This is a genomic window from Salinicoccus sp. HZC-1, assembly GCF_046736035.1.
In the GTDB taxonomy this organism is placed as follows: Bacteria; Bacillota; Bacilli; order Staphylococcales; family Salinicoccaceae; genus Salinicoccus.
Window position 1 is genome coordinate 1,930,793 of record NZ_CP177130.1, and the last position, 13,255, is coordinate 1,944,047.

Here is a 13,255-nt window from a genome sequence, read left to right on the forward strand (position 1 = left end):
TTTCATCATTCAGAATATTACAGCATTTAAAAAACAAAATCAATGCACTCCGTACTATAAGGGTGTTTTTAAGGGCATTTCCCTATGCTCATCCATGAACTTTTAAAATCAACAAATAATTTTGAATTCCTTCATCAGTATGGACTATAATGGATAAATACGATTTAATTATGAACATGTCCGGTATTAGGAAAGAAGGGATAGCATTTGAGTATTTTGTACAACCAGACCATTTTAAGAAATTTCTTCTATTTGTATGCTTCACTCTTCATACTGTTCCTGGTTTATTTCTTCAGTAACATTGCTGCACTTGGGACAGCAGTCAGCTTTCTGTCATTTGCAGTGCTGCTTATTTCATGGCTGTATGCTTCCAGGCTGTTCAAAATGATCGGAGCCATGTTCATTTCTGTCGGTATCATTTTGAGTCTGATGGCCGGCGATTCCATGCATACGATAATGAGCAATACGACAAATAACCTGCCGCTCTTATTCTTTTTCAGTATACTTCCCTGGATCGGAACTGTGGTAAAGGTCGGCGGTTTGGATGAAAGTATTACTGAAATGGTTCAGGATGAACAGAACAGAGTGGAGAAGATATACGGCAGAAGTGTTTTAACCACTTATTTTCTTGGTGTATTTTTAAATTTATCTGCGATTTACATAATTCAACAAGTCTTGAGTGAGCTGTTCAAAAAGGCAACAGTCAGCCTCAGGCAGGAGTTTATAATAAAATCCACTCTCCGTGCGTTTTCACTGGCAGTAATCTGGAGTCCCCTGGAAGTGGTCGTTGGATTGACAGTCGATTCGACAGGCCTTTCCTACTTCGCATTGCTGCCCTGGCTCATTTTATGTTCGTTTGCAACGTGCCTGTCCGAAATTATCATATCCCGCAAAGAATTCAAAAATGTAGCGCTCGATGCGCCGTTTAAGGATGTAAACAAGCAGGAGCTGAGACGTTCGATCATTAAAATGCTGATATTACTCGTCAGCTTCATGTCACTCGTAATGACACTGAACATTTTTTCGGATCTTGGATTTGTAATGACAGTCGCTATGATTATCATTCCATTTTCTTTTGTTACGGCGATGATAATGCAAAAATTCGAGATATTTGTCAAAGGCGGCTGGACTGCCTGGCGGAATCATAACAACACACTGCAGAATTTTGCTGTTTTATTCCTGTCCCTCGGAATATTTTCAGAAGGCTTCAATGTCAGCCCGCTGCCGGGTCTGATGCAGCAGGTGTTCAGCTATATCGATTCTTATACAGTACTGATACTTATCCTGATGATGCTCTTCATTTATGCGTTGGCCATGTTCGGGGTCCACCCGATTGCAACACTCGCAATACTCGCTGAAGTACTGGGACCCATCATGAACGCCGACAATATACTCAGTATCGCCATCGTCATGGTTGTATGCGGCCTGGCCATTGCACCTGCAGCACCCTATGGTTTGAATGCAACGATGACCTCACAATATTTTCAGATAAATCCTTATAAAATCACTAAACTGAATATAGGATTCGCATTCCGTATGGGCTTCATCGCAATCGCCATTGCCATGATCCCGATGCTTTTCTGATAAAAAATAACAAGCATGAGGCACCTGCCTCATGCTTGTTCCTTTATATGCTCATCAATCCTTCATACATGTAGACAAATATGAGCAGCAATATCAAACCGATGATGACCAGATTGAAAATACCGGCCAGTGCGAGCACAATCATCTGCCATCCCTTGTAGTTACGAATATACTTCATCAGCTTGTAGCCGACGAAAAATATAAAAGGCGCCACATATAAATAAGAGAAAAGCAGCGGTGCATTGCTTCCCCCTCCTAAATTAAGGAGGAATGCAGACACGAGAAAAGCGATTGTTAAAATGATAAAATATCCAAGGGAAATCATGCGGATATTTTTATGTTCATTTCTACCCAGGAAATAAACAATCCCGAGTATTGCGAGTATGTAAAATAAGGCGATAAAGTAAATCATTCAAGAATCTCACTTTCATGTAAATTATTTAATCTTCCTCCGCTGGATCATACCGAATACGACTGGCCCCAACACCAGAATCAAAATAACGGGAAGCAGCCATTCACCAAATAATGCAGTCTTATTAATGGCAACGCTCATCATTTCTAAAATAATGATGGAAAAGATGATAAATATCATGTTCTTGCTTAAGTTAAGAATCAGCCGGCTGTTCAAGTAGAATGCCTCTCGATTGGAATCATCGAGTCTTGCCGGGTAGTTATGTATCTCGGGGAATCTTTCAAGTACTTCCATCCCTGCTCCGACCAGGAGTCCAATCACAGGCAATATCAACAGCTCGATTGCCGAACCATATCGATCTACCTCACCGGCCGCATTAAAATGTGCAGGGATTTCCTCAGGAAGCTTGTCCCATCCAAAAATCATAAATGCGATAGTGATGACAAATACACTGTACCCTGCCACATTGGCCAATATTTCCGCTGCTGTTTTAGGCAGATCAATCTTTTTTGCTTTAACCATTGATGTCACTTCCCATAATTCATTACTGTTATAAGTATACTATAGATTTAAAGTGTTTCTGTTTCAAAATAAAAAGAGGAAGACAATAAATTGCCTCCCCCTCATAACTATTCTGCTGTTTACTTCACTGTCGCTTTGACATCAACATTAATGCCATTTTGAGTCATTTTGGAATAAGGGCAGGCTTTATGCGCATCCTGCACATATTGGTCAGCATCAGCCTGTTCTACTCCTTCGAACTCAACTTCGATTTCAGCAGCAAGTTTAAAGCCGCCGTCTGATTCGTCTTTGAGTAATTTTGCAGTTGCAATAACCGTCCGTTTTACGTCATCAGCTTTTGCTTTCTTTAAAACACCGTCAAGTGCACTGTTGTAGCAGGCACTGTAAGCTGCTGCAAACAATTGTTCAGGGTTCGTTTCATTAGTATCGTCGCCTGACATCTCTTTAGGCTGTTTCACGTTCATCTTAAAGGAATTGTCTTCACTGTGCACTTCGCCGCCTCTGCCGCCGGTGTTAAACACTTTTGCTTCATAAATACTCATTAATCATTCAACTCCTTATTTATTATACATCTAGTCTATTCCTTAAAAATGGCAGTCTCAAACATTCTGTTTACTTTCTAAACAAACCTATATGGATAATCTGCTTTGTTGGACATTGATGATGTTGGCTACTTATAATTGATTCAACTCAAGAAATTGAGAATAGCCAGAGTGTAAAGGAGTTATTTATTAATGGTAAATGAGATTGCAGGTATAAAGACCCCGGATTCACAATTGGCAAAAGACGCGGCGGATATTTTACGAGAACATGGCAATGACCTCCTATGGAATCATTCAAACCGTGTGTATTACTTTGGCGCAGAGTTTGCGCAGAAGGAAAACCAGAAACACGAACCCGAATTATTATATGTCAGTGCACTGTTTCATGACTTGGGATTAACTGAAAAATACATGAGTGATGACTTGAGATTTGAAGTGGATGGTGCAAACGCGGCCCGCCAGTTCCTCGAAACTTACGACCTTCCCGAAAATACCGTACAGCTCGTTTGGGATGCTATTGCACTTCATACGACACCAGGTGTTGCAGAACACAAGCAGGCGGAAGTCGCCCTCCTTTTCCACGGTGTCGGACTGGACGTCATGGGAGACAGATTCGAAGAATTCCCTGCCGAGAAACGAAATGAAATATTGGATGCATTTCCGAGAAATGACTTTAAGCAGGAAATCATTCCGGCATTTTATGAGGATTTCAAACATAAACCTGAAACGACTTTCGGGAACATGAAAGAAGATGTCATTAAACACTTCAGACCCGACTATGAAAATAATAACTTCTGCCAGTGCATTCTGCATTCACCATGGTCAGAATGATCCATAGAAAAAAGCGTGTTCTGATTAACTTCAGAACACGCTTTTTGTCATTTATTCACAAGCATAGTCATCTTTGTCCCTGTCCATTTTAGACTGGTATGCCGGATGATCTGATGCCACACCATCAGGATAGACTTCTCTGAGTTCGGTACAGTTCTGGAAGTGCTCAGTACCTTCTGATGACCTGGTTGAAGAATTATTTTCTTCTGAATCAGAATCGGGACTTTCCTGGCTGCTGCCTTCCTGGTAGATTTCCGAATCAAATGGATGTGGCAGCGACCAGATTCCTATCTGTTCCTGTTTGGCAAGTGCCTGAGCTGTCTGAAGACGTTCCAAATGTCTGATGTTTGGAGGTTCCACATAGTTCACCTGAGCCAGTCCTTCTCTGACTAGAATCTCATTGACCATCTGTCCATCCGCGTATACATATGCCAGGTTTCTCTGATAATGATCCTGCCTGGCCCCCACGTCAAACTCGACTTCGATGACATCGGCATTGCTCAGGAGCTCCTTGGTTCTGGCAGATGCTTCCTTTCCAAAAGGCTGCTCCCCTACACGCGGATGACTTGTCTCCGGTGTATCGATCAGCAGGTATCTGAAAGGTTCATCATTACCATTGTAATAGAAGCGCGTTGTATCCCCGTCAGTGAATGAAGCTACAGTGACAGGTATCCTGTCTTCAGAACCGGGCTCATAGGTCTTTTCTTCTTCCGGTTCTTCGGCTGACTCTTCTTCAGTTTTTGATTCACCCTTATTTTTCTTTTCCTCTGCACTTTTTTCTTCTGTGGATTTCTCTTCAGCCGGCTTTTCCTCTTTTTTCTTTTTGAGTTCAGCCTCTTTCTTCTCTGCTTCTTCCTGTTCTGACTCTTTTTGTGCGTCTTCCTTCTGTTTTTGTTCTACAGATTTCTCTTCTTCCAGTTTTTTACGTTCTTCTATTTCCGCTCTTTTGGCATCAAGCGCTGCTCTTTCTGCTTCCGGCTCTTTTTCATCATTAGCAGTTGTTTCTTCAGTGGTTTGCTCTTTTGTCTCTTCCTCGACCGTTGCGGTTGCTTCATTGATTTCTCGTTCAGCATTTTCAGGATCACCTGCGGTTGCCCCGATGGTAAAGATAAGTGCAAGAACAATGATAAATGTAGTAGCGATGCGTTTTTTATACCCTTTGGTCGAATCTTTTTTAACCCTTTTTATAATGTAGACCAAAATGTATGCGAACATCAGCAGGCTTACGTAGACCCATAAAAATGCCAGTCCTGTATTCAATCCCGAATCGGAATCGAATATTGACGCCAGTAATGTCAGCACTGAAGCGGCTGCAAATAGTCCCAATGAAATACGCCACCATTTTTTATAATCAGCACTTGAAAAATAATTAGCCAATCCAATAATAAAAGTGATCAGTACGCCTATCCCTGCTGAAAAAGACAGTAAATATAATAATATTGACATTTTATCCCTCTTAACCAATTTAATTAATATAATTCTACTACACAGTATCTTTTATCAACAGCTGCTGTGCTGAATATATGAAATATGTAAAAGATCTCCTTCATATATAGAAGAAGAGCTGAACTACTTTGTTGGTATTTCTAACGACATCATTTAATGGAACATTCCCATTAACAGTGGTAACCCCCAGCAAATCGAGCTGCTTGCTTTCATAAATATAAATAATGGATAGTACATCATCTACTCCGGTGTCCACATCAAGAATGGTTTTTCATAATCAGACGCTCCACTCCTTATATCAATTCTGTTTCCTATGTTTCATTATAGCCAAATGGTCAGTAATATAAAAAGCTGCACACTCTCTTAAAAGAATGTGCAGCACTTTAATTCGTTATTTTTACTCGAGGCGGTAAGTTGAAATGGTGCCAGGCAGTTTATCCCCCACCTTCAGCATTATTACTTTACCGCTTGAGCTGTTTAAAGTGAATTACTCTTTTCTATTTCCCTTTTCTTCAGTTCTCTTCTTAAAATCTTTCCGCTTATTGTCGTTTTCGGCAGTTCTTTCATCACTTCGATTTCTCTTGGCGCCACATGGGCAGCCAGGTTATTTCTGACGAAAATTCGGATTTCTTCGAGCAGGTCCGGAGATTTTTCGAATCCATCCCTAAGGACGATGAATGCTTTGACGATTTCCCCGCGTACTTCATCCGGCTTCCCGATGACACCCGCTTCCTGAATCGCTTCATGTTCAATCAACTTACTCTCCACTTCGAAGGGGCCAATCCGCTCACCTGCTGAATTGATCATATCATCATCACGGCTCTGGAAGAATACATAGTCTTCCGTATCCTGATATGCCAGATCTCCTGATAAATACCAGCCTTCATATTTAAAGTAGGAGTCGAATTTATCCTTGTTGCCCCATATCTCTTTCATCATTCCCGGCCAAGGCGCTCTGACAGCAAGCTGTCCGGTTGTACCTCTCGGGACGACATTTCCATCTTCATCTAAAATCCCTACTTCTATTCCGGGGAATGGTCTGCCCATCGAACCGGGTTTGATTTTTTCGCCCGGCAGGTTAACGATCAGATGGGCGCCGGTTTCAGTCATCCACCAAGTATCATGAATTCTGACACCCAGTGCGTCCCACGCCCAGTAGATCACTTCAGGATTAAGGGGCTCCCCTACACTCAGTATATGTCTCAATGAAGACAGATCATACTCTTTAAGTACATCCCCCTGTGATAAAAGCATTCTGAATGCAGTCGGTGCACTGTACCAAATTGTCACTTTCAGTTCGGCAATGAGTTTATACCAGTGTTCTGCTTTAAACCGTCCGCCCTGAATGACAATCGTTGCGCGGTTTAGCCAAGGGGCAAACAGTCCGTATACACTGCCTGTCACCCATCCTGGGTGGGAGGTGCACCAATAGACATCATCATCTTTAATATCAAGCACCCATTTACCCGACTGGTACTGGTGGGAGACGACCCTGTGTGCATGGAGCACGCCTTTCGGTTTACCTGTTGATCCGCTCGTATAGTGAATCAGCATGCCATCTTCAGCATCCATCCATTCCACATATTCTTCTCCATTATCTGCAAAAGGCGCTTCTTCGATATCTTCGGCAAAAAGAATGGTTTCCAATGATGGAATATCTTCCGTCGGAACCCGCTTCACCATTTCTTTATCAGTGATGAGCAGTGTACCGTTACAGTCATTGATCCGGTCTCTTACGGCATCTTCCATAAACGCTTCAAAGAGAGGTCCGGCGATTGCCCCAATTTTTATGACGGCAAGAATGGCGATGTAGCATTCCGGGGTCTTCGGAAGAAAGACGAACACTCTGTCCTGTTTCCGCACACCGTTTTCTTTTAATATGCGCGCATAGTGATCTGTTTTATCTTTGACCTCTTTAAATGTATATTCGCCCCTCTCTTCACCGTTCACATAGTGGAGTGCGACTTTATCTCCGTAGCCATCATCCACGTGCCTGTCGATCGTCTCATAGGCAATATTGAGTCTGCCTGTATCTTTAAAACTCAAACCTTCTTTGGCATCCTCCCATTTGAAGTTTTGCCTTACCTCTGAATAATTAGGGAGATTGTATGTGCCTGCTACCGGTTCGATAATTTCCAACTGACTTAAAGTCATCAAAAAAGCCCCTTCCTGGATGATTATTTATAAGAATTCATTTGAATCATCACGCTTAGATTTCACATGCATATGTTGAAATCGTGCCGCGGAGGCGCTGGGCCTCTTTATATGTGCAGCGGTTATGGATGACCTGCAGACCGCCGTCTCTTGCGATATCCGCAGCTTCCGGTGAAATGACGCCTTCCTGGAGCCAGAACACTTTCGGGTTTACTTCCAATGCCTCTTTAGCAATTTCAATTGCCGCTTCCGGACTTCTGAACACCTGCACAACGTCGATCTGATCCGGCACACTTTTTAAATCCGGATATGCCTTTTCACCCAGTATTTCAGTTTCCCTCGGGTTCACCGGGATGATCTTATAGCCGAGCCTCTGCATCTTACGTGCCAGGCGATAGCTCGGTCTTGCCTCTTTACCACTGAGGCCGACAACGGCCAGTGTCTTTTGACGGGTTGTTTCGCGACCGTGTTCATCCAAAGTTTTTTCTGTCGGGGAATTCAGCGCCCATTTGATGACGCCCTCATCATTGATGACAATCTCTTCACTTTCTCCAGTGTCAATTCCTGTTGCTTTGGCCAGTGCCTGATTCAAGTCATTTTGTATATCCCGCACAGATTCGATTCCCACGGATAATCTGACAAGTTCTTCATATACGCCCGTTTCCTCCAGCTGTTCTTTTGTCAGCTGCTGATGTGTTGTGGAAGCCGGGTGAATGATGAGTGATTTGGCATCCCCGACATTCGCAACGTGGGACCAGAGTGCAACATTATCAATCAGTTTCTTCCCTGCGGCTTTACCGCCCTTTATACCGAATGTAATCATTGAACCAAAACCATTGCTGAAAATCCTTTTGGCAATTTCGTGGGACGGATGATTTTCGAGTCCGGGATACGTCACCCACTCCACAGCTGGGTGATTAGATAGGAACTCGGCCAGTTTTTCCGCATTTTCATTATGACGCTCTACACGGATATGCAGTGTCTCCAGTCCCTGGATGAGATGGAATGCATTGGTCGGGCTTAAAGATGCACCAAAATCACGAAGCAGCTGTACCCGGATTTTAGTACTGAATGCCAATGTGCCAAAGTCGACTGCATAGCGGATGCCATTGTAGCTGGAGTCCGGTTCCGTAAATTCAGGGAACTTTTCCGTATTCCAGTTGAAACGCCCCCCATCGATGACAATACCTCCGATGGAAGTACCGTGGCCGCCAATCCATTTCGTCGCCGAATGGACGATAATGTCCGCACCGAGAGTAATCGGTTTGCAATTATGCGGCGTTGCAAAAGTATTATCGACGATCAAAGGCACACCCGCTTCGTGTGCGATATCAGCTACCTTTTCTATATCCAGCACCTGCAATCCAGGGTTGCCGATTGTTTCACCGAATACCGCTTTTGTTTTATCCGTAATGGCTGCCTTAAAGTTTTCGGGATCTGTCGGATCAACAAACTTCACATTGATTCCATACCGTGGAAGCGTCACTGCAAACAGATTATATGTACCGCCGTAAAGATTCGAACCGGCAACAATTTCATCTCCTGCACTTGCCAGGTTAAGAATTGAAAGTGTAATCGCAGACATCCCGGATGAAGTTGCAACAGCCGCTACACCCTCTTCAAGGAGTGCCATGCGTTTTTCGAATACTTCTACCGTAGGATTGCCGATACGGGAGTAGATATTCCCCGGCTCATCGAGCGAGAACAGGCTTTCTGCATGATCTGTATCGTGGAATACGTAAGACGTCGTCTGATAGATCGGCACCGCTCTGGATCCTGTCGTAGGGTCCGGCGCCTGACCGCCGTGTAGTGACAATGTTTCCAAGTCGTAAGTTGAATTCTGGTCGTTTGACATGTTCATTCCTCCAAGTTTATATGTATTTATGAAAAAAGCTCTCTTCTGTGTATAAGAAGAGAGCTTTTTATTCTCCTCTTATCTTCCAGGAATAACCTCCTGCAGGAATTAGCACCTTTTTAAGCAAGTCTGCCTAATGGTTGCCGGGCGTCACAGGGCCAGTCCCTCTGCCTCTCTAGATAAGTTGGTAATATTAATTTCTAATAATGTATACTACAATACTATGATTACTATGATTTGTCAAAATATTTTCCCAATACAAAATATTAAGTTTAATTTAAAAGTACCGCCTCTACTTTTAAAGAAAATGGTGGATTTTATAATCAACTTAGCCACCTTTGATACAAAAAACGCCATGTGAATTTCATGTTATATTGAAGTTAACCACAACTCTCAATAAAGGAATGAAATCACATGACGCAACTTCATGATACCACTGAATCCAATAAAGGAAAACACCTGACGAAAGATGAACGGGCACAAATCGCAATATTGAAGAGAGAGAAATACTCCAATCGTCAAATCGCAGAACGATTGGGCCGTGCGCCTCAGACCATCCATAATGAAATCAACAGAGGCACTGTGCAGCAGATGCGCCGTCAGAAACAGAACGGTAAAACATATGATTATTACCATACCGTATACGATCCCGACTATGCACATGAGGCCTATATGGAAAACCGCAGACACTGTGGCCGGCGCCCGAAATGGAGCCTGTCGGATGCCTTTGTCGATTGGGCAGATGCACAGATGCTGGACCACCACTGGTCGCCGGATGCGGTCATCGGTGCAGCGAGACAACGCGATCTCTTTCCAGTCTCGCTCATTCCATGTACGACGACACTGTATAACTGGATTGACCGTCAGATCATGCGTACCAAAAACATGGACCTGGCTGAGAAGCTGCATCGCAATACAAAATCAAACCGTCGCAAAGCACCGGATTATAAACGGAAACTGGGCCCATCCATCTCCGAACGCCCTGAAGCAGTGAATACCCGGGAGACATTCGGCCACTGGGAAATTGACACGGTCATCGGCGCCAAACATAAGCATGATGCGGTGCTGCTCACACTCGCCGAACGGCAGACACGGTTTGAAGTCATCCTGAAAATCGATGGTAAAGCTGCCCAACCCGTCACACAGGCGGTGGCATCACTGGTCGAGCGCGCCGGTGGGCATATGCCATCACTGTTTCAGACCATCACGTCGGATAATGGTTCGGAGTTCAGCAAGCTGTATGATACGCTGAAAACAGTGACCGATGTGTACTTCGCCCGGCCGTTTGCTTCCTATGAACGCGGTACGAGCGAGAATCAGCATAAACTCATCCGCCGGTTCATCCCAAAAGGGCAGCCGATCTCTGAAATCAGCGACCGGCAGATTCAGCGTATCCAACGCTGGATGAACGATTATCCACGGAAAATCCTGGACTATCAGACGCCGCATGAATGTTTCGTTAAAGCATTCAAGCAGACGCAACCGGCCCAGAGCGCGTAGTGTGAAATCGCCGCCGCCCCCTCGGGGGCGGCGGCACACCCACCATCATAGGACGTTCACAATCTCCGGAATGGGAATATCACAAGGTGGCTAACTTAAACTTGAAATTTACGTTTTAAAGAAAATCATGGGCTCTGATAATATTCATAAAGAGCGCCATGATCATTGTTCCCTTTGCCGTGGTCAATAAGCTCGCCCATGATCTCTTTGGTCTTTGAAGTGATCGGCAATTTACCGTCATCTCCTTCCAGGCTTTCGAAAACATTATTTAAATCTTTCATATGAAGATCCAGTTTGAATCCCGGTTCATATTCCGAATCTATCATTCTGCCAATTTTGGCATCCATGACATTACTGCCGGCCAGCCCCTCTTTTATGGCATCATACATCGTATTAAGATCAAGTCCGAGTGCTTCAGCGACAGCCACACCTTCAGAAAGTGCGATGATATTGTTGGCGACAATCACCTGATTGACGAGCTTCGTTGCATTACCAAGGCCTGCTTCGCCCACATGTGTCACACTTCCCCCCATGATTTCAAGCAAAGGTTTCACCTTTTCCATCGATCCAGCATCACCGCCGGCCATGATGGACAGTGTCCCTTCAATCGCCTTCTCTTCCCCGCCGCTGACCGGTGCATCGATATAATCCGAGTCCACCCTCCTGAGCTGTTCGGCCACCCGCCTGCTCATTTCCGGTGTAATTGAACTCATATCGAGCACGACTGAACCCGGTTTCATTTCTTTATAAAGATTGTTCCCCACCACTACATCGTAGACATCCTGCGAATTCGGAAGCATTAAAATCAAGACATCGGAATTTCCGGCCACTTCATTATAATTGTCCACCACGTTTGCATTCAGCTGTTTTAATTCTTCATTTGTCGACGGCGTACTGCTGGATATATAAACTTCGCTGCCTTCTTTCAGCAGGTTTGCACACATCGGTTTGCCCATGATTCCCAGGCCGATAAATCCAACTTTCATATAGACACGCTCCTAAAAGTTATAGTCCGACTCCATTTCCCATTCATGTATTTCATAGTCTCTCGCGCCATTCACGATATAGGGATCCGTATTTACCAATTTCTCAACTTCTTCCAATGAATCGCCTCTATAAATGACCAGACCGCCGGCACCGTCGACAAACCGCCCGTTCATCAGAATCGTGCCTTCCGTTCTCTTTTTACTAAGGAAATCCAAATGCTCCCCTCTGAAATCTTTACTTTTCTGTGCATCTTTCATAGGCAAGAATACCGCAAAATATTTCATTGTAGCCCTCCGTTTTGATTTATGAATATTTAGATTACTTAAACTCATATTACCAAACATTTCATATTCTTCCCATTTTCACAATCGTCTATGACGGTAAAAACCACACTGCTTTTTAACAGTGTGGTTATGAACTACGCCGTCACTAAAGTAACGGGTTTCCAGGAATATCTAACTTATTCAGGCAACTTAAACGTTGCAGCCGAACAGCGGTTGGATTATTTTACTACGGCCCGTTCCAGGCCTTTCAGATACTAATTGTATTGCAAAATGGCTTGGTTACCGCTTATCTGAAATATACCATCAGAACGCTGTCATCTCAAATGTTTAGTCAAAGTACAGGTCGTCCAAAACGAGATTCATCCTATGGTCAAAATCATAAGTTTTCTCTCTGACGACCTCCTAATAGAATTTAATGCAGCTGCCTATTTCGTATCATTCAACATTTGATTGACAACAGATAATGCTCCATTATATGCTGTTTTTTCATACACCCGGGCAAGCGCTTCGTCATCAATATTCTGCTGCTTTTCCAGCCAGAGCTGATACATGCTTATGAGCCCCGCTATATGGTATTCGATAACGTATTCGAAATTTTCCACTTCTTTAATTTCCAGCTCTTCGGCGTAATTTATAATGATCTGCCTCAGGCGGGCTTTAAGTTCATGGACAAACCCCGGGTCGCCTTTTGGTCCAAGCAACACCGCGATTTTTTCACCATTCTTTTTGAGATAGTCATTTGTCCCTGCAATTGGCTCGATAATTTTACCGTCATTATCTTTTAACTCTACAAAAGGATTGATGATCATATCTTTATCCGGCATCAGTGATGCTTTTAATATTTCCAGGGCTTCATTGACATCAATAAAATATGAATAGAATGTCCCTCTGTTATAGCCCGCTCTATCGGTAATCTCTTTTACAGTAATTTTAGCCAGAGGCTTTTTCTTATAAAGTTCCCAGAATGCATCCAGGAGGTTATTTTTCGTTTCTTCTTTTCGACTCATTTTAGACATATTCCCCTCTTTCCAACACATTCGACTGGATTGTTTATTGATACAAGTTTACAATTTAATTATCATATAATATTGTACAACACGTTGTTGGATTAGTAAAAATAAATTTTTAAACAAGGAGC

The 13,255-nt window shown here is 43.4% G+C and carries 13 protein-coding genes and 1 riboswitch; of the genes, 3 read left to right on the forward strand and 10 right to left on the reverse strand.

Annotated elements, in window-relative coordinates; genetic code table 11:
* Positions 1–207 precede the first annotated feature (207 nt).
* Positions 208–1,584: a hypothetical protein gene (locus ACKRAT_RS10165; RefSeq protein WP_411842301.1), complete on the forward strand. Its 1,377-nt coding sequence runs from the start codon at positions 208–210 to the stop codon at positions 1,582–1,584.
* 43 nt (positions 1,585–1,627) lie between these two features.
* Here the strand turns inward: ACKRAT_RS10165 and ACKRAT_RS10170 are convergent, their stop codons facing one another.
* From ACKRAT_RS10170 to ACKRAT_RS10180, 3 genes are all read right to left on the reverse strand, one after another.
* Entirely contained in the window at positions 1,628–1,996 is a 369-nt protein-coding gene (locus tag ACKRAT_RS10170; protein WP_411842302.1) for a hypothetical protein, read from the reverse strand.
* A 24-nt stretch (positions 1,997–2,020) separates the two neighbouring features.
* Entirely contained in the window at positions 2,021–2,518 is a 498-nt protein-coding gene (locus ACKRAT_RS10175; protein ID WP_411842303.1) for a DUF1648 domain-containing protein, read from the reverse strand.
* A 119-nt stretch (positions 2,519–2,637) separates the two neighbouring features.
* Positions 2,638–3,060, reverse strand: coding sequence for an Ohr family peroxiredoxin (locus tag ACKRAT_RS10180; protein WP_411842304.1), 423 nt, complete (start codon positions 3,058–3,060; stop codon positions 2,638–2,640).
* A 192-nt stretch (positions 3,061–3,252) separates the two neighbouring features.
* Here ACKRAT_RS10180 and ACKRAT_RS10185 point away from each other — a divergent pair, with 192 nt between their 5' ends.
* On the forward strand, positions 3,253–3,891 hold the full coding sequence (locus ACKRAT_RS10185) for an HD domain-containing protein (protein ID WP_411842305.1): 639 nt from the start codon (positions 3,253–3,255) through the stop codon (positions 3,889–3,891).
* 51 nt (positions 3,892–3,942) lie between these two features.
* On the opposite strand, the gene ACKRAT_RS10190 is transcribed toward ACKRAT_RS10185, so the two are convergent.
* From ACKRAT_RS10190 to ACKRAT_RS10205, 4 genes are all read right to left on the reverse strand, one after another.
* On the reverse strand, positions 3,943–5,337 hold the full coding sequence (locus ACKRAT_RS10190; protein ID WP_411842306.1) for a thermonuclease family protein: 1,395 nt from the start codon (positions 5,335–5,337) through the stop codon (positions 3,943–3,945).
* A gap of 100 nt (positions 5,338–5,437) precedes the next feature.
* Positions 5,438–5,593, reverse strand: a complete 156-nt coding sequence (locus ACKRAT_RS10195; protein WP_411842307.1) for a nucleoside hydrolase — start codon at positions 5,591–5,593, stop codon at positions 5,438–5,440.
* A gap of 221 nt (positions 5,594–5,814) precedes the next feature.
* A complete protein-coding gene (acsA, locus tag ACKRAT_RS10200; RefSeq protein ID WP_411842308.1) occupies positions 5,815–7,491 on the reverse strand; it encodes an acetate--CoA ligase in 1,677 nt (558 codons plus the stop codon).
* Between the two features lie 55 nt (positions 7,492–7,546).
* A complete protein-coding gene (locus tag ACKRAT_RS10205) occupies positions 7,547–9,346 on the reverse strand; it encodes a PLP-dependent aspartate aminotransferase family protein (RefSeq protein ID WP_411842309.1) in 1,800 nt (599 codons plus the stop codon).
* A gap of 75 nt (positions 9,347–9,421) precedes the next feature.
* A riboswitch (SAM riboswitch) is annotated at positions 9,422–9,532 on the reverse strand.
* A 228-nt stretch (positions 9,533–9,760) separates the two neighbouring features.
* Between ACKRAT_RS10205 and ACKRAT_RS10210 the strand changes: the two genes are divergently transcribed.
* Positions 9,761–10,846, forward strand: coding sequence for an IS30 family transposase (locus ACKRAT_RS10210; RefSeq protein WP_411842310.1), 1,086 nt, complete (start codon positions 9,761–9,763; stop codon positions 10,844–10,846).
* A 125-nt stretch (positions 10,847–10,971) separates the two neighbouring features.
* On the opposite strand, the gene ACKRAT_RS10215 is transcribed toward ACKRAT_RS10210, so the two are convergent.
* The 3 genes from ACKRAT_RS10215 to ACKRAT_RS10225 all read right to left on the reverse strand — a co-directional run bounded on the left by ACKRAT_RS10215 (position 10,972) and on the right by ACKRAT_RS10225 (position 13,124).
* A complete protein-coding gene (locus tag ACKRAT_RS10215) occupies positions 10,972–11,832 on the reverse strand; it encodes an NAD(P)-binding domain-containing protein (RefSeq protein WP_411842311.1) in 861 nt (286 codons plus the stop codon).
* A 12-nt stretch (positions 11,833–11,844) separates the two neighbouring features.
* Complete coding sequence (locus ACKRAT_RS10220; protein ID WP_411842312.1) at positions 11,845–12,117, reverse strand: YciI family protein; 273 nt, start codon at positions 12,115–12,117, stop codon at positions 11,845–11,847.
* Between the two features lie 425 nt (positions 12,118–12,542).
* The gene (locus ACKRAT_RS10225) at positions 12,543–13,124 is read right to left on the reverse strand and encodes a TetR/AcrR family transcriptional regulator (RefSeq protein WP_411842313.1); all 582 of its coding nucleotides are present in this window, start codon (positions 13,122–13,124) and stop codon (positions 12,543–12,545) included.
* Positions 13,125–13,255 lie beyond the last annotated feature (131 nt).

Coding starts and splice junctions, on each gene's coding strand:
- ACKRAT_RS10225 (WP_411842313.1), bottom strand. CDS start 13,124: ATGAGTCGAAAAGAAGAAACGAAAAATAACCTCCTGGATGCATTCTGG.
- ACKRAT_RS10210 (WP_411842310.1), top strand. CDS start 9,761: ATGACGCAACTTCATGATACCACTGAATCCAATAAAGGAAAACACCTG.
- ACKRAT_RS10180 (WP_411842304.1), bottom strand. CDS start 3,060: ATGAGTATTTATGAAGCAAAAGTGTTTAACACCGGCGGCAGAGGCGGC.
- acsA (WP_411842308.1), bottom strand. CDS start 7,491: ATGACTTTAAGTCAGTTGGAAATTATCGAACCGGTAGCAGGCACATAC.
- ACKRAT_RS10220 (WP_411842312.1), bottom strand. CDS start 12,117: ATGAAATATTTTGCGGTATTCTTGCCTATGAAAGATGCACAGAAAAGT.
- ACKRAT_RS10175 (WP_411842303.1), bottom strand. CDS start 2,518: ATGGTTAAAGCAAAAAAGATTGATCTGCCTAAAACAGCAGCGGAAATA.
- ACKRAT_RS10190 (WP_411842306.1), bottom strand. CDS start 5,337: ATGTCAATATTATTATATTTACTGTCTTTTTCAGCAGGGATAGGCGTA.
- ACKRAT_RS10215 (WP_411842311.1), bottom strand. CDS start 11,832: ATGAAAGTTGGATTTATCGGCCTGGGAATCATGGGCAAACCGATGTGT.
- ACKRAT_RS10205 (WP_411842309.1), bottom strand. CDS start 9,346: ATGTCAAACGACCAGAATTCAACTTACGACTTGGAAACATTGTCACTA.
- ACKRAT_RS10170 (WP_411842302.1), bottom strand. CDS start 1,996: ATGATTTACTTTATCGCCTTATTTTACATACTCGCAATACTCGGGATT.
- ACKRAT_RS10185 (WP_411842305.1), top strand. CDS start 3,253: ATGGTAAATGAGATTGCAGGTATAAAGACCCCGGATTCACAATTGGCA.